At 67.7% G+C, this 14,221-nt stretch carries 16 protein-coding genes; 9 read left to right on the top strand and 7 right to left on the bottom strand.

Translation table 11 applies throughout. The annotated features are described in order from the left end of the window. Positions 1 to 10: 10 nt before the first annotated feature. Positions 11 to 919: a hypothetical protein gene (locus tag IPI67_01320; protein ID MBK7578819.1), complete on the bottom strand. Its 909-nt coding sequence runs from the start codon at positions 917 to 919 to the stop codon at positions 11 to 13. A gap of 169 nt (positions 920 to 1,088) precedes the next feature. Then, complete coding sequence (locus IPI67_01315; GenBank protein MBK7578818.1) at positions 1,089 to 1,988, bottom strand: hypothetical protein; 900 nt, start codon at positions 1,986 to 1,988, stop codon at positions 1,089 to 1,091. Between the two features lie 86 nt (positions 1,989 to 2,074). Here IPI67_01315 and IPI67_01310 point away from each other — a divergent pair, with 86 nt between their 5' ends. Both IPI67_01310 and IPI67_01305 read left to right on the top strand, forming a co-directional pair. Beyond that, the gene (locus IPI67_01310) at positions 2,075 to 3,103 is read left to right on the top strand and encodes a hypothetical protein (GenBank protein MBK7578817.1); all 1,029 of its coding nucleotides are present in this window, start codon (positions 2,075 to 2,077) and stop codon (positions 3,101 to 3,103) included. A 68-nt stretch (positions 3,104 to 3,171) separates the two neighbouring features. Next, positions 3,172 to 4,122 (top strand): phosphoribosylaminoimidazolesuccinocarboxamide synthase, encoded by a 951-nt coding sequence (locus tag IPI67_01305; protein MBK7578816.1) that lies wholly within the window; start codon positions 3,172 to 3,174, stop codon positions 4,120 to 4,122. A 7-nt stretch (positions 4,123 to 4,129) separates the two neighbouring features. Here IPI67_01305 and IPI67_01300 read toward each other — a convergent pair whose 3' ends face one another. The 3 genes from IPI67_01300 to IPI67_01290 form a co-directional block, all read right to left on the bottom strand. Next, entirely contained in the window at positions 4,130 to 4,576 is a 447-nt protein-coding gene (locus IPI67_01300; protein MBK7578815.1) for a DUF559 domain-containing protein, read from the bottom strand. A gap of 141 nt (positions 4,577 to 4,717) precedes the next feature. Next, a complete protein-coding gene (locus IPI67_01295) occupies positions 4,718 to 5,902 on the bottom strand; it encodes a hypothetical protein (protein ID MBK7578814.1) in 1,185 nt (394 codons plus the stop codon). A 103-nt stretch (positions 5,903 to 6,005) separates the two neighbouring features. Then, complete coding sequence (locus IPI67_01290; protein ID MBK7578813.1) at positions 6,006 to 6,878, bottom strand: SAM-dependent methyltransferase; 873 nt, start codon at positions 6,876 to 6,878, stop codon at positions 6,006 to 6,008. Positions 6,879 to 6,995: 117 nt separating this feature from the next. Here IPI67_01290 and IPI67_01285 point away from each other — a divergent pair, with 117 nt between their 5' ends. The 5 genes from IPI67_01285 to IPI67_01265 all read left to right on the top strand — a co-directional run bounded on the left by IPI67_01285 (position 6,996) and on the right by IPI67_01265 (position 10,953). Further along, a complete protein-coding gene (locus IPI67_01285) occupies positions 6,996 to 8,186 on the top strand; it encodes an acetyl-CoA C-acyltransferase (protein MBK7578812.1) in 1,191 nt (396 codons plus the stop codon). Between the two features lie 14 nt (positions 8,187 to 8,200). After that, entirely contained in the window at positions 8,201 to 9,043 is an 843-nt protein-coding gene (locus tag IPI67_01280) for an MBL fold metallo-hydrolase (protein ID MBK7578811.1), read from the top strand. Then, positions 9,040 to 9,261, top strand: coding sequence for a hypothetical protein (locus IPI67_01275; protein ID MBK7578810.1), 222 nt, complete (start codon positions 9,040 to 9,042; stop codon positions 9,259 to 9,261). The genes IPI67_01280 and IPI67_01275 overlap by 4 nt, the downstream gene beginning before the upstream one ends. Beyond that, positions 9,258 to 9,911, top strand: a complete 654-nt coding sequence (locus IPI67_01270; protein ID MBK7578809.1) for a hypothetical protein — start codon at positions 9,258 to 9,260, stop codon at positions 9,909 to 9,911. Before IPI67_01275 ends, IPI67_01270 begins: the two co-directional genes overlap by 4 nt. A 142-nt stretch (positions 9,912 to 10,053) precedes the next feature. After that, entirely contained in the window at positions 10,054 to 10,953 is a 900-nt protein-coding gene (locus IPI67_01265; protein MBK7578808.1) for a site-2 protease family protein, read from the top strand. Here the strand turns inward: IPI67_01265 and coaD are convergent. Both coaD and IPI67_01255 read right to left on the bottom strand, forming a co-directional pair. Then, positions 10,950 to 11,441 carry a pantetheine-phosphate adenylyltransferase gene (gene coaD / locus IPI67_01260; protein MBK7578807.1) on the bottom strand — a complete coding sequence of 164 codons (492 nt, stop codon included), beginning with the start codon at positions 11,439 to 11,441 and terminating at the stop codon, positions 10,950 to 10,952. The genes IPI67_01265 and coaD overlap by 4 nt on opposite strands. After that, on the bottom strand, positions 11,438 to 12,862 hold the full coding sequence (locus IPI67_01255) for a hypothetical protein (protein MBK7578806.1): 1,425 nt from the start codon (positions 12,860 to 12,862) through the stop codon (positions 11,438 to 11,440). Before IPI67_01255 ends, coaD begins: the two co-directional genes overlap by 4 nt. Before the next feature lie 207 nt (positions 12,863 to 13,069). Here IPI67_01255 and IPI67_01250 point away from each other — a divergent pair, with 207 nt between their 5' ends. Then, the gene (locus IPI67_01250) at positions 13,070 to 13,615 is read left to right on the top strand and encodes an HNH endonuclease (protein MBK7578805.1); all 546 of its coding nucleotides are present in this window, start codon (positions 13,070 to 13,072) and stop codon (positions 13,613 to 13,615) included. A gap of 52 nt (positions 13,616 to 13,667) precedes the next feature. Continuing rightward, a complete protein-coding gene (locus tag IPI67_01245) occupies positions 13,668 to 14,213 on the top strand; it encodes an AgmX/PglI C-terminal domain-containing protein (GenBank protein ID MBK7578804.1) in 546 nt (181 codons plus the stop codon). The last annotated feature ends 8 nt before the right edge of the window (positions 14,214 to 14,221 follow it).

Genomic DNA, 14,221 nt, shown 5'->3' with positions numbered 1-14,221 from the left:
GCGGATTCTTTCAGGTGTCGGTCGGCTGCGCCAGCTTGCGCGACCACAGGAACGCATCGACCCGCCGCTGCCCCAGCAACAAGTGCCCGCGCAGCGTGCCGGTCCGGCGGAACCCATGCACGGGAAACACGGCGCTCAGCCGCGGATCGTCGGCGGGGCTCAGCGCAAAACAGCCCACGACCTCCCGCGCCAGCAGGTCCGCGCACAGCTGCCCGATGGCGCCGGAGGTGAGCGCGAGCTCCTTGTCGGTGCTCGGCGCCGTGAGCAGCTCGATGAAGGCGTTGTTGAAACAGGTCTGCGTCTCCACCGACGCGACCAGCGACAGTCCACCGCGGGCCGTGCACTGGTAGTGCTGCCGGGCCACGTCACGCCCGAACGGTTCGAAGCTGCTGAGCGCTCGACCCGCGCGGACGGCGGCGGTCACGTGTTTTGCGGCCTCGTCCGGTTTCAGTCCGGAGACCTTCACATGCACCGGTGGCAATGCCTCGACGTCCTTGATGGCACGCCGCGCCGCCTGATACGCGCGGTCCGTCGCGATATCGTCGCCGCTCTCGGTCAGGGCTGCGCGTGTCCCCGACTGCTCGTTCTCGGTGTACGTATCTTCGGCGCCCACCAGCGTACCGAGCACGAACGCGTCGCTGCGTTTGTAGAAGCCGGGGATGCTGCCTTCGCGCACGAAGCCCATGCGCGCCCAGCCTCCGCACTCGTCGCGCTCGACCAGCGTGTAGACCCGCTCGATGCCTTCGCGCCGCGCGGTCTCCAGCACCAGGGCCCGCTTCTGCGCGCTCGGCCCGCTGCGGAAGTCGACGATGCGGAGCGACCGAGTGCGCCGGTTCAGGAGAAAGCACAGAGAGACCCCCGCCCGCTGCACGAAGATCTCCTCCGAAACCGGTTGCACGCTCTTGGTTCGAGTAGCCATCGACCCCCCTTGATTGGCTCGAAGACCGGTGGGTCGGACCAGACTTCGCGGTGTTGGCAGCCCACTTGGCTGCTCTGCTTGCAGAAGTGCAAGGCGCACTACCACGGGCCATGGGGCTGGGCAACGCCCCGCCGTCCCAGAAAAACCCCGGCCATTTCTGCTGTCGCGCTCAGGAAAAACGCTCGGCTGCGCCCGGCTCGGCGCCCAGCGCGGCGAGGATCTCCGGTAGCTGCCGGCGCGGCAGCGAAACCCGGGTCGGCATGCCACCGGCCAGCCCGAACAGCGTGAGGAAGTTGAGCCCGCTGTCAAACCGCGCCGCGACGCTCACGTTGTCCTTGTCGACGATCACGCTGACCCGCTCGCGCTCTTGCCCCATCAAGAGCAGGAGTGTCTTGTCGAGCTTGCCGTAGCCCTGGCGCACGTCGACCACGGCAATGCCCGGCGACAGCCGCTGATACTCCTTGGCAGCGCGCCGGGTCTCCTGCTCGACCGGGATCAGCTCGGCTGCGGCACGATCGACGATCTCCCACAAGCTGGAGTCGCTGAGACCGGTCGCCAGGTGACGCACGACCAACCCGAACAGCCCCGCGTCGTGGGGCCGGGCGCGGAGCGCGCGATCGAAGCGGTCCGCAATTGCGCTCGGTTTCCCCATGCGGGTATCGATCGCGCGCGCGTCATCGTCACAGCCGGGGTAGGGCTCCTGCCCTTCGCGCATCCACTTCGCTGCGCTCGCGAGCCCGTCGAAGTCGGTGTGGCATACGATCGTGTCGATGGGTCCGACCCGCGCCACCAGCGCCGGATCGATCATCTCGGGACAGGCCCCGTGCTCGGATTTCTTGGCGAGCACGAAGCGCGGGTCGTCGGCGAAGCGCGGGTGTTCGTCGTGATCGTGATGATCCACCCAGGCACGAAGTCGCTCACCGAGGCCGTTGATGAACGGCAGCGTCGCTTTTTCGAAACCCGAGCCGAGTCCCGCAAACGCGACGTCGACAACCACAACTCGCCCGGAAAGCTGCTCTACTTTCGGGAGTTTGCGCGGCGTGGCGAAGGAAAGGGCGGGGGAAAGCATCGATTTGGGGGCTCGCGCCGTCAAACGGCGACATGACACGCGCTCCGAGCTGGAGCAGAACAGGGATGAAGGGGAAGAGAGTTAGCATGATTTCTCGTCGAAACGCCGGAGCCCTCGCATTGCTCGCTGCAAGCTGCCTCGGGCTCGCGCTCGCGAGCCCCACCGCCCGCGCTGATGTCACTCAGGTGACTTCCTGCACGCTCTCCGGAAACACGCTGCCCGCCATCGACGCCGTCATCTACGAAAAGGCGGCCGGGACTGCCGCCATCGCCAAGCTCACCGGCGGCAGAGTGGGTGTGTCGCTCTCCGACTTCCTGGCGGGCGGCAGTGATCGGGTGCGCGTCAAGACCAGCGCTGGTGCCGGCGGGTTCCGAGTCGAGGGCTGGGTCGACGCGAGCAAACTCTCACTGTTCGTCAACAAGGACGTCGCCGTGGTGCAGAACCACTTGTGGATCGGCGCTCAGCGAGAGGTGACCGTGATCGGCGCCGGCAGCGGCAAGCTGCGCGTCAAGCGGCAGGTCGGCTCGCCGTTCAATCAGGCGTTCATGGGCTGGGCGGACTGCGGGGCGCTGACCCTGACAGCGACCACACCGAACGGGTGGACCCCGCCGGGTAAGGCTCGGGCGTATGTCGCGAAGAAGGACGTCGATCTGTACGACAGCGGCGACGATGGCCGCAGCGTGGTGACCCAGCTCACGCCGGACAGCAGCAGCGACGGCATCGTGCTCTGGAGCACCGAGCGCAAAGGCGGCTGGGTCCACGTCGAGCATCACTCGGACGTGGTGATCGACGCGTGGGCGCGCGCCAGCGACCTCAAGGCCTTGCCGCGCGGCGAGACCCAGGACTCCCAGGCGGCGGCCACGTCGCGCCGCAATCCACCCATCCTCAAGCTCAGCGGGAACGCAAAAACGGCGACTTCGCCCAAGGATCTGACGCTGCGCGCGTCCGCGGGGGAAAAGGGTAAGAGCATCGGCGTGCTCGAGTCCGGCGCGGAGGTGTACGTCCTCGACATCGTAGCCGGCTGGGCCAGCGTCTTGCCCAAGGGGCTCAACGTGTCACCGGTGGGTGACGGTCAGTTCTGGGTCAAGGCCAGCGAGCTCGGCGTCTCGCCCTGAGATGACGCCTGTTCGCGCGGGTTTGGCGTGATACCGTCCCGGCCGTGGCAACCGTCGACGAACAGACGATCCGAAGCGCCCTCGGCCACACCCTCGACAAGACGGACTTGCCAGAGCTCGGCAAGAAGTACGAGGGCAAGGTCCGGGACAACTACAGCGCGCGCGACGGCAAGCGGTTCATCGTCGTCACCGACCGCATCAGCGCCTTCGATCGCATCTTGGGGACGTTGCCTCTGAAGGGCCAGCTCCTGAACCACGTCGCCGCTTGGTGGTTCGAGAAGACCCGCGACGTGGCCCCCAACCACGTGCTCTCGGTCCCGGATCCGAACGTGCTGGTCGCCGAGGAGTGTACGCCGCTGCCCGTCGAGATGGTGATGCGGGCCTATCTGACCGGAACGACCTCGACCAGCATCTGGATCCACTACGAAACGGGCGCCCGCGAGTTCTGCGGGCATCGGCTGCCGGACGGGATGAAGAAACATCAGCGGCTGCCGGAGCCCATCCTCACGCCCAGCACCAAGGCCGAAAAAGGCGGACACGACGTGTCCGCAAGCCGCGCCGAAATCCTGCGAATCAGCGGCATTGCTCCGGCAGATTTCGACGCTGCCGCCGCCATGGCCCAGGCGCTCTTTGCTGCCGGCCAGCGCATCTGCGCGGAGCGCGGGCTGATTCTGGTCGACACCAAGTACGAGCTCGGAAAGACGCGCGACGGGCGCATCGTGGTCATCGACGAGATCCACACGCCTGACTCGTCGCGCTTCTGGCGGGCGAACAGCTACGAAGAGCGGTTCTCGTCGGGCAACGATCCCGAGAGCTTCGACAAGGAATACCTGCGGCGCTGGTTGTCCGAGCGCGGTTTCGTCGGCGACGGACCGATCCCGGAGATCCCCGACGACATCCGCGTGGAGGCCACGCGCCGTTACATCGAAGCGGTGGAGACGATCACGGGCGAGGCCTTCGTGCCGAACCTGGAAGAGCCGGTCGCGAGGATGCGCAGGAACCTCGGGCTCGCGAGCTGAGCCGACCTCATCGACCCAGCGCCTCCCGCACCCGCGCGAGCGCCACCGGCAGCGCGCGCTCGACGAGGCCCGCTTCCAAGCGGACCACCCGGTAACCGAGCTTCGCGAGCTTGCGGTCGCGCCGGGCGTCCGCCGCGCCGCGACCGCGGTGAGCGCCGCCGTCCACTTCGATGATGAGCCACGCGGAGGGCACCACGAAGTCTGCGATGAAGTCCCCGACCACCACCTGGCGCCGCACTTCGACGCCGAGCTGACCCGCGCGAAGCGCACGCCACAGCGCGGCCTCCGACGCGGTGGGCGCCGCACGCATGGCGGCGGCGCGGGAAGCGAGGAGCTGTTGGCGGCGGAGCTGTTGGCGGTCACGAGCGAGCACGGTTCCTCCGAGGAGGAACCACGGGCCGCTCGTGGCGCTGAGCGAAGGCGCGTCAGTCTCGGAGCGACCCGTCTTCCCCATTCGGGCGAAGCCCGAATAAGGGGAAGACCGACGCCGCGAAGCGGCGGCGAGTTGGGGCAGGAAGAGTGCCGAACCTGGAAGAGCCGATCGCCCGCATGCGGCGGAACCTCGGCCTCGCCTGAGCCTTCGCGCGCCGCTGGCTCAGTTCACCTCGGTCTTGCAACCGAGCACGATCTCGACCTTGCCCTTGCCGTTGCTGACGAGATCACAGGCGCCGGGGCAGAGCAGGATCTGCGTCGGGCTGGCGGGATTGTCGTAATACCAACCGATCTGCCCGAGACAGCTCGCCGCATCCTGAACCTGCTTGATGAGCAGCCCGCTGCCGCCGGCATCCGGCGTGAACAGCACGTTCACCTTGTTGGGATCCGCCTTGCCGCCGACCGGAATCAGGTACTGACATCCGACCGCGCCGCGGATCTTGTTCAGCGCGTCGAGGAACTCCTTCGCCGCGTTTCCGGCGCTGACGATGATGGCTTTGTCGGTACCGCCCGCGGCGGCAACTTGATTCAGCACGGTCAGATCACCGACGCCGACCACGAAGGTCTTGATGCTCGGGGTCTGGGTGAGCCCCTCCTGGGCGTGATCGGCGACGTCCTGCACCGAGTTCGGGGTGCAGTTGTTGGGTTCGCCGTCGGTCGCGAGGATCACCACGGTGACACGATCGGTGTGCTGCTGTGCCCAGATCGTGGCGTAGTCGATGGCGCCCTCGAGCGCCGGCGCCGCTGGAGTCGATGCCCCCTCGGGCTTCGCGGCGGCAAGCGCCGCCGTGATCTTGGGACCCACTCCGGGGAACGGTTCGATGCCCACGGTCGGTTTCTGGTAGTCGGTGGACACACACGAGTCATTGCCCGCGAGCGACCCGTTGCAAGCGTTGAACACGGGGAGACAGGGCCCGTAGAACCCACAATCCAGATCGCTGGCGCAGGCGCCTGGGATTGGCCCGCTTGCCGGCGTCGGGAAGAGCCCGAGCCCCATGCCCAGCTTGTCCAAGCCTGGCAGCGCGACGAACTGATTCACTGCGCTCGTCACCGCGCCCCACTTGCCACTGTCCTTCATCGATCCGCTGCGATCGAACATCAGGAACATGTCGACGGGGACCAGCTCGCCGCCGAAGGTCTCCTTCGCGCAGCCGGTGAGTGCACCCGTTCCGCCACCACCATCCAGGTTGATGCCGCCGCTGCCGCCGGCGGAAATTCCGCCCGCGCCGCCCGCGCCTGACCCGTTGCCTGACCCGCCATTGCCGCCGCCCCCGGACGCGCCACTGCAAGCTGCGACGTACAGCGAGACCACGACCGACCCGAGCAGAAAACCAAAAGCTCGACGCATGCGACGCTCCTAACGCGTGGGCGAGCGACCCGCGAATCACTCGACGCGAGGGAAATAGCACGGCACCGCGGTCCTGAGCCACTCGGCTGCGACGGAAATTCGCTCAGCCCGCTGAAACCCGGACCGCCACGGCCAGGCGCTCGAACGCTCTGACGCGCTGCGCATCACGCTTCGGCCAGCGCGCCGCCCACTCGAGCGCCGAGTCGTCGCGCTCGACCCGAAACCCGCGCTGCTCGAGCTGAGCGCCGAGCTCCGGCGGATCGAGCTGGGATTTCAGCGCCTCGCCGATCAACATCGCGCCCAGCTCTCCCACGGTCTGCAGGCGCGGGCTGGCATAGTTTCGCGGTAGATAGGTCATCGCGAGGCGGCTGCCGGGCGCGGACAGGTCGCTGACGCGATCGAGCGTCGCCTCGATGGCGTCCAGGGTCAGGTACATGGTGACCCCCTCCCAGACCCACATGCTCGGGCGCTCACGCTCGAAGCCGTGCGCTGCCAGGGCGTCGGGAATGCTCTCCCGCTCGAAGTCGATGGGGCAGAACCGGGCCTCTTTGGCCAGCGGAGCCAGCCCCCGCGTGCCCTCGCGCTTGAACCCCTGAGTGTCCGGGTGATCGAGCTCGTACACCGTGACCTCGCGCAGCTGCGGCATGCGCCAGGCGCGGGCGTCGAGCCCCGCTCCAAGCAACACCAGCTGGTCGATCCCGGCGTCGACAGCGGCGCGCACCGCGTCGTCGATCGCGGCTGTGCGCAGCGGAACCCCATACGAGAGCCCGCGCGTCGCCGCGCCGATCACGCGGTGCGCGACCCGCACACCAAACGGCAGCTTCGCAGCGCTGCGCACGATGCGCCCGAGCCCGCGCGGCAGCAGCCGCAGCGCCACCGCGTCGTCGAAGATCGCGAGCTCCGGCGCGGCCTCGCTGTACAGCGCGCGAAGGGCCGCCACCCAGTCGCTGGTTCGGCTGCGATTGCCTGGTCGCATGTCCCCTACTTAGCCCGAAGGGCGCAGCGGGTGCGAGGGTGGCTCGCCACGCGCGCCCGGGAGGGGGTGGCCGGGCCGGGAAAACCGCGTTAGAGCAGCTTTTCAAGGGAGATCAGCATGACCCACCACGTTGCTCCGGTTTTTGTCGTCAGCGCCACCCGCACGCCGATCGGTTCTTACCTCGGCGCGCTCGCCTCACTGCCCGCCCCGCGCTTGGGCGTCATCGCGATCAAAGAAGCCATCACCCGCGCGAAGATCGAGTCAGCGCTCGTGCAAGAGGTCTTCATGGGCAACGTGCTCGGTGCCGGTGTTGGCCAGGCACCTGCGCGTCAGGCCGCCATCTTCGCCGGTGTCCCCGACAGCGTGCCGGCCACGACCGTGGGCAAGGTCTGCGGCTCGGGTCTGCAGTCCGTGATCTTCGGCGCCAAGACCCTGATGTTGGGCGACGCCGACATCGTCGTCGCGGGTGGCATGGAGTCGATGTCGAACGTCCCGTACTACCTGCACCAGGCGCGCACCGGTTACCGCATGGGCGACGGCAAGCTCGTGGACGGCATGATCTTCGACGGGCTCTGGGATCCATACGGCAACTTCCACATGGGTGAGGCCGGGGAGAAGTGCGCCAAGGAGTACACGCTCACCCGCGAGGCGCAGGACGAGTTTGCCCGCGAGAGCTACCGCCGCGCCATCAACGCGCAGAAAGAGGGGCTCTTCGACGCCGAGATCGTGACGGTCGACATTCCACAGAAGAAGGGCGACCCGATCAGCGTGAAGGTCGACGAGGAACCCGGGCGCGGAGATCCGTCGAAGTTCGACAAGCTGCGGCCGGCCTTCGCCAAGGACGGGACCATCACCGCGGCCAACGCTTCGAGCATCAACGACGGCGCGTCCGCTCTGGTCCTGGCCAGTGAAAAGGCCGTGAAAGAGCACAAACTCACGCCTCTGGCCCGCATCGTTGGTTACGGCGGCGCGGCCCAGGCGCCCGACTGGTTCACCACCGCGCCGTCCAAGGCCATCGACCGAACGATGACCAAGCTCGGCATGAAGACGGAGCAGATCGATCTCTGGGAAATCAACGAGGCGTTCTCCTGCGTCACCATGGCGTGCTCGAAGATCTCCGGTATCGATCCCGCTAAGGTCAACGTGCGCGGCGGCGCCGTCGCCATGGGTCACCCCATCGGCGCATCGGGGGCCCGCATCCTCACCACGCTGCTGTACGCGATGCGCGACCAGAAGGTGAAGACCGGTCTTGCCACACTCTGCATCGGTGGTGGTGAAGCCGTGGCGGTGGTCGTCGAGCGCGTGTGAGCGCGCCGACCCACATGCTCCGCCCCCAGGAAGTCGCCGACGGAATTGCACGGTTTCCGGTCCGGACGCCGACTCTTCCGCCGGCGACACACACCCAGAGTTATGCGCTTGGCGGCCGCGAGGTCTTGCTCATCGAGCCCGCGACCCCGTACGCCGACGAACAAACGGCGTGGCTCGACTGGGCACGCAACCTGAGAAACAGCGGCCGCTCGCTGCGCGCGATCGTGCTCACGCATCACCACATCGATCACGTCGGCGGCGCCGCGGAGCTCTCGCGGGAGCTCGGGGTACCCCTGTGGGCCCACGCCCTCACGCGCGAGCGGCTGCCCGAGCTCCGCTTCGAGCGCACGCTGGAAGACGGCGAAGAGCTGGTGCTCGACGGGCCGCGGGCGCAGAGCTGGCGGGTGCTGCACACACCGGGTCACGCCCCGGGTCACGTCTGCTTGTTCGAAGCGGAGGCCGGCCACGTCATCGTGGGCGACATGGTCGCGAGCGAGGGCACGATCTTGATCGAGACCCACGACGGCGACATGGCGGAATACCTGCGGCAGCTCGCCCGCCTCGAGGCGCTCGGGGCCAGCACGGCCTTGCCTGCCCACGGCGACCCCATCGACCAACCCGCTGCCCTGTTTTCGCACTACGTGGCCCACCGACTGGCCCGCGAGTCGAAGGTCCTCGACGCCGTCCAGGCTTCGGGACCGGACGGAATCAGCGATGTGGCCATGCTGCCCACCGCCTACTCCGACACCCCTCGGCAGATCTGGCCGCTAGCCCTCTTGAGTGTGCGGGCACACTTGGTCAAGCTGGTGTCCGAGGGCCGCGCGCGAACCGACGGCGAAAAATTTTGGGCAACGTGAACGATCACCAAGCGGACTTCGCCCGTGCCTTCGTGGCCATGAGTTATCTGCTCGATCGACGCGGAGACGAACTGCTCTCCCCGCTCACCGACGGCTCCGGCACCGCCGCGCAGCTCGCCCGCGCACTTGGCCAAAACGAACGCAGTGCCCGCGCCGTGGTGCTGGCCCGGGAAATCGCCCGAGTGGTCCAGGCGCTCGACGCGCGGGGCCTCAAATGAGCATCACCCGAGGGCGCCTGCTGCGCGCGGAACAGGTGGGAGCCGCCGTGCCCTTGGCGCTCGCGAACACCGCACCCGCTCCGATGGGGCGCAGAGTCCCGAAGCAGCTCGTCGATGCGGATGCACGCGCGCGGGAGCTGATCGGGAGCGCCGAAGAGCGGGCTCGAACACTGCTGGAGAGCGCCGCCCGCGCAGCCGGCGATGCGCGGCTGGCCGCTGAAGCCGAGGGGCGAGCCGATGGCATTGCAGCGGTCGCCGCCACTGCCGTTGCCCTCGCCCGACACGAAGCCGCAGCCGACGAGCGAGCGCTCGATCGCAGCGTCGAGCTCGCACGTTTGCTCGCAGAGCGGCTGCTGGGTGAAGAGCTGCGGCTTGATCCCGCGCGTGTCACCGCGATTGCAAAGCGTGCGCTGGCGGAGGCGCGGGGCGCGCGCCGCGTGCGCATCGTCGCTCACCCCGACGACGTGCGTTGGCTCGAGAGTGAGCGCGAATCCCTGACCGGCACGCTGGAGGTGCTCGAGCTGACGGCCGATGCGACCCGCGCGTCCGGCAGTCTGCGCCTCGAGACCGAGATCGGTGTACTCGACGGGGCCCTGGCCCCGCAGCTCGATCGATTGGCCGAAACGCTTCGCGAGTCGTTGAAGAAATGAGCAGCTCCAACGACGAATGGCGCTTTCCCGCACCGCCCGAGGGCGCGGAGATCCCGCGCTCCGAGCCCGCGCCGGTCCCGCCGAGCGAACCAGGTGAAACGAGCGCCCCGGCGCGCGCCGGCGCCCGCGCTGGCCGATCAACTTGCTGCTCTTCGCCGGCACGGTCTGGAGTGTGTTCGAGGTCGGGCAAGCCTGGGCCGGCGCGAGCGACGTGGCGGGTTTTCGCGGCTGGCTCCAGGGCTGGCGCTTTGCCGTGCCGCTGCTCTCGATCTTGCTCTGCCACGAGTTCGGCCACTACATCGCCGCACGCATCCACCGTGTGCCGGCGTCACTGCCGTATTTCATCCCGTTCCCCAAGTTCAGCCCGTTCGGCACCTTCGGCGCGGTGATCGTCATGCCGAAGCGCATCCGTTCGGCGAACGCGCTGCTCGACATCGGCGCCGCGGGACCGCTGGCCGGCATGGTCGTCGCACTCCCGGTGATGCTGGTCGGTCTGTACCTGTCGAAGCTCGGCCCACGCAGCGAGGGCGGTTACATCCAAGAAGGGCAGAGCATCCTCTACTGGCTGCTCAAGCGCATCGTCCACGGACCGATTGCCGCAAATCAGGACGTGTTCTTGCACCCGACGGCGCTCGCCGCGTGGGCCGGATTTCTGGTGACGTTCCTGAACCTGTTGCCGTTCGGCCAGCTCGACGGCGGACACGTGGCGTATGCGCTGCTCGGAGAGAAGCAGAATCGCTACGCGCGCTTCGCGGTCTTCCTGCCCGCGGTCATGGTTGTCTACAACTCCGTCGTGCACGTGCTGCCGATCGTGCGCCGGGGTTTCGCCGAGGGTTTTGCCAAACAAAGCTGGCTGCCGGTCAGCGCCGCGACGGTGTGGATCAGCATTTTTGTGCTGCTCTGGGTGCTCCGAGCCGTCTCCGGCGCAGATCACCCGCCGGTCGACGAGGACACGCTCTCTCCCAAACGGCGCATCGTGGCCATCGGCACACTGGCGCTGTTCGTGCTTCTGTTCATGCCCACTCCGTGGGCGGTCTTCTAGGCCACGCTGAAGCGCCGCCGCAGCGCCGCGACGACGTTGGGCGGCGCGTAGCGCGCAATGTCCCCGCCGTGGCTGGCGATCTCTCGGACCAGCGAGGCGGAGATGAAGCCGTAGTTGGTGCGTGTCGGCAAGAACACCGTGTCGATCTCGGGGCGCAGATCCGAGTTCGCGTGCGCAATCTGGAGCTCGTATTCGAAGTCCGTCGCGGCCCGCAAACCACGCACGATGACCCGCGCGCCGATGCGTTGCCCGTAGTCAATCAAGAGGCCCTGGAACGAGTCCACCTCGACGTTCGGGTACGGGGACGAACACTCACGCAAGAGCTCCATGCGCTCGGCGGCTGAGAGCAGTGGTTGTTTGTTCGGGTGGACGCCCACCGCGACCACCACCCGCGGGAACAACTTGGCCGCGCGCTCCACGAGATCGAGGTGCCCGTACGTCGGCGGGTCGAAGCTCCCTGCGTAGATCGCGAGCTGCGCGGCGCTCATGGTTTGGCTCCGGGGGCCGGAGCCTTCGGTGCCGGAGGAGTGTTCGCAGCCGGCGCCTTCGGTGCTGCCGCGCCCTTGGGTTTCGGCGCCTTCCACCCCGCTTTTGCTGCGGGTTTCGTCGGCTCCGGTTCCGGCTCCGGGTCATCCGGAACGTCCCCGACGTCGGGGAGGCTCGGCATCTTCGGTGCGGGGATCAGGGCTTCCGCCGGCAGATCTTCGAGCCACATCGTGCGACCGCGGTCGGCGAGCGTGACCCGGAAGGTCGCCAGCAGGCCGGAGCCAACGAGGCCATCGAGATCGACGCCGAGTCCCTTCTCGAGCTCGGCGACCGGCGCGCCGAGCACACCGGGAACCTGCGGAATGGTGAACGCGCCCAGGCGAAGCTGAGGCAAAATTCCAGCCCTGAGCCCGCCCGCGTTGGGGATCGATCGCAGCGACGAGGTCGGAAGGCCCGCCTTCTTCCAACCGCCTTCGTCCAGGGCCAGCGGGAAGGTCATGGAGGTGTCGATGAGCAGCGACGCCGGGGGCGCATTGAGGTCGGTGCCAAATCCACCTCGCATCATCATGCCTCCGCCGCGCACGTAGCTGATGCGTACGGTCGTGGCCTGCGGCGGGGGCGGCGGCTCGAAGCTGCGAACGACGAACTGGCTGCCCGAGAAATCAATCGTGGGGTGCAGGTGCCGCAGCAGATTCACGCCGATCAACACCTTGATCGGCGCGTTCAGCTGCTTGGAGATCCCGGACAGATCCTTCGACAGCGCCGGCACGTCCTTCACCTCGATCCGCTCGCCGAACCGCAGCGAAATCCACTTCGGATCACCCCCCGGGCCACCACTGTCGACCACGGCTTCGGCGGTCCCCGTGGCGATCAGCCCGAGCGCAGGCTCTCCGTTGACCTCGACCGGTACGACCAGCGAGGTCGACGCAACCTGAGGCATCTCCATCATCGCAAGCAGGCCACCGCTCATCTTGAACGGTTTGCGCCCCGACCCGCGCCGCGCCAGCTTCGCCACCTCGGTCGCCCAGATGTCGCGGACCTCCGGATCCGCGACCAGCTTTTCCAGCTCGTCCGCAGCCTTGTCGATCTGGCCGGAATACCAGTAGGCGCGCCCACGGATCGCGCTCGCGTCGGCGCTCTCGACGGTCGCCAGAAGCTGCGTGCTGCGATCGTACTCCAGCTTGGCCAGCGCGATGCGCGCGCCGAGCACGCGCACCAAGGGCTCGTCGGGCAGCACGCGAAGGGCGTTGCCCAGGGAGAGCTCCGCGTCGTCGATGTCTCCGGTTCGGTAACTGGCTTCCGCTCTGTCAAACCATTTCTTCGCAGCGTCGGGCCACACCGGCTCGCTGTTGGTCACGGCGGGGCCGCACGCCATGGAGGACAAAGCGAGAGCGAGCGCGCTCGGGAGCAAGAATGACTTCACGGGGTACCTCAGGCGGCGGGTTAGCGCCGGCGGGCGACGAGATAACCCATCGCGGGCCTAGGGTCGAGGGTTGGCGGCTCGACGCGACCGGCCCGAAACCGGGCAAGCGCGGCCCTCATGCTAGGCTTTCGGAAGGTGGACTCGAGCGGCAGTGGCCTGAGGAAACGCCCGAACGCGGGGCGTGACGTGCTGGCACTGCCGGTACTGCTGCTCAATCGCTACTTCGCGCCCGTCAGCGTAACCTCCGCTCGACGTGCCGTCGTGCTCTTGTTCGGCGGCGCGGCGATGGCCGTCGATGACGACGGCGCCATGCACGATTTCGTGCGCTGGCGCTCGCTGCCGATTCGCTCGCGCGACGACGGCATCCCGATGGTCGGCGGCCAGTTGCGCGTGCCGCGCGTGCTGCACCTGGTCCGCTACGATCGCTCGCCGCGCATGATCGTACGACTGACCCGCCGCAACCTGATGCTGCGTGACGAACACCAGTGCCAGTACTGCGGACGTCGACCCATGAGCCGCGACCTCAACCTGGATCACGTGCAGCCGCGCTCGCGCGGCGGCGGGGAGAGCTGGGAGAATCTCGTCGTGTCCTGCCGGTCGTGCAACCTCAAGAAGGGTCAGCGCACCCCCGACGAGGCGGGCATGACCCTGCTGCGCCGCCCCCAGAAACCCCGCTGGACGACGCCGGCGCAGATTCTGTTGGTGGAACGCGAACCGTTCAGCGAGTGGCAGCCGTATCTCGCGGCGGGATGAGCCCAGCGAGCTTGGGTCTTGAGCAGCCGCGGCGACCCACTATGATGCGCGCATGCAGGCCTGCTCCACGCTCAACATCGCGGCTTCACTCGTCCTCGTGACGCTCATCTCGTTCGCCGGCTGTGGCGGGCAACAGCCGGAGGCTGCATCACCAGCGACCGCGGCCAAGACCAGTGACCCCAGCGCGGGCACCGAGGAAGATCCCGCGACACCTTCGGGCAAGGAGGAAGGCGCAGGAACCGACGGCGCGAATCCGGAAGGCGCGGGCGGTGAGGGGTCTGGGGACAAGGGCGGCGATGCCGAGACCCGCACCACCGAGGTGATCCAGAAGCTGGTGCAGGACAACCGCAAACCTGTGCGCGAGTGCTACGAGAAGGCCCGCAAACAGATCCCCGATCTAAAGGGCACGATGACGATTCACTTCGTGCTCGATCCCGAGGGCAAGGTGAAAGAGGCCGTGCTCAACGTCGAGAAGAGCGAGGTGAAGTCTCCGGACGTCGTCAGCTGCGCGGTCGCGGTCCTGAAGAAGATCAAGTTCCCTCCCTCCTCCCGCGGCATGGAATCAACCGTCAATTACCCGTTCACGTTCAACCCTTGAGCGCCCAC

The sequence above is a fragment of the Myxococcales bacterium genome (assembly GCA_016706225.1).
Taxonomy (GTDB): Bacteria; Myxococcota_A; Polyangia; order Polyangiales; family Polyangiaceae; genus JADJKB01.
The sequence above is the reverse complement of the archived record's forward strand: the minus strand, read 5'-3'. Positions and strand labels throughout refer to the sequence as shown.

What these genes read in the sequence shown, in the direction of transcription:
- IPI67_01320 (MBK7578819.1), bottom strand. Translation starts at nt 919, where the DNA reads ATGGCTACTCGAACCAAGAGCGTGCAACCGGTTTCGGAGGAGATCTTC.
- IPI67_01315 (MBK7578818.1), bottom strand. Translation starts at nt 1,988, where the DNA reads ATGCTTTCCCCCGCCCTTTCCTTCGCCACGCCGCGCAAACTCCCGAAA.
- IPI67_01310 (MBK7578817.1), top strand. Translation starts at nt 2,075, where the DNA reads ATGATTTCTCGTCGAAACGCCGGAGCCCTCGCATTGCTCGCTGCAAGC.
- IPI67_01300 (MBK7578815.1), bottom strand. Translation starts at nt 4,576, where the DNA reads ATGGGGAAGACGGGTCGCTCCGAGACTGACGCGCCTTCGCTCAGCGCC.
- IPI67_01295 (MBK7578814.1), bottom strand. Translation starts at nt 5,902, where the DNA reads ATGCGTCGAGCTTTTGGTTTTCTGCTCGGGTCGGTCGTGGTCTCGCTG.
- IPI67_01290 (MBK7578813.1), bottom strand. Translation starts at nt 6,878, where the DNA reads ATGCGACCAGGCAATCGCAGCCGAACCAGCGACTGGGTGGCGGCCCTT.
- IPI67_01285 (MBK7578812.1), top strand. Translation starts at nt 6,996, where the DNA reads ATGACCCACCACGTTGCTCCGGTTTTTGTCGTCAGCGCCACCCGCACG.
- IPI67_01280 (MBK7578811.1), top strand. Translation starts at nt 8,201, where the DNA reads ATGCTCCGCCCCCAGGAAGTCGCCGACGGAATTGCACGGTTTCCGGTC.
- IPI67_01270 (MBK7578809.1), top strand. Translation starts at nt 9,258, where the DNA reads ATGAGCATCACCCGAGGGCGCCTGCTGCGCGCGGAACAGGTGGGAGCC.
- coaD (MBK7578807.1), bottom strand. Translation starts at nt 11,441, where the DNA reads ATGAGCGCCGCGCAGCTCGCGATCTACGCAGGGAGCTTCGACCCGCCG.
- IPI67_01245 (MBK7578804.1), top strand. Translation starts at nt 13,668, where the DNA reads ATGCAGGCCTGCTCCACGCTCAACATCGCGGCTTCACTCGTCCTCGTG.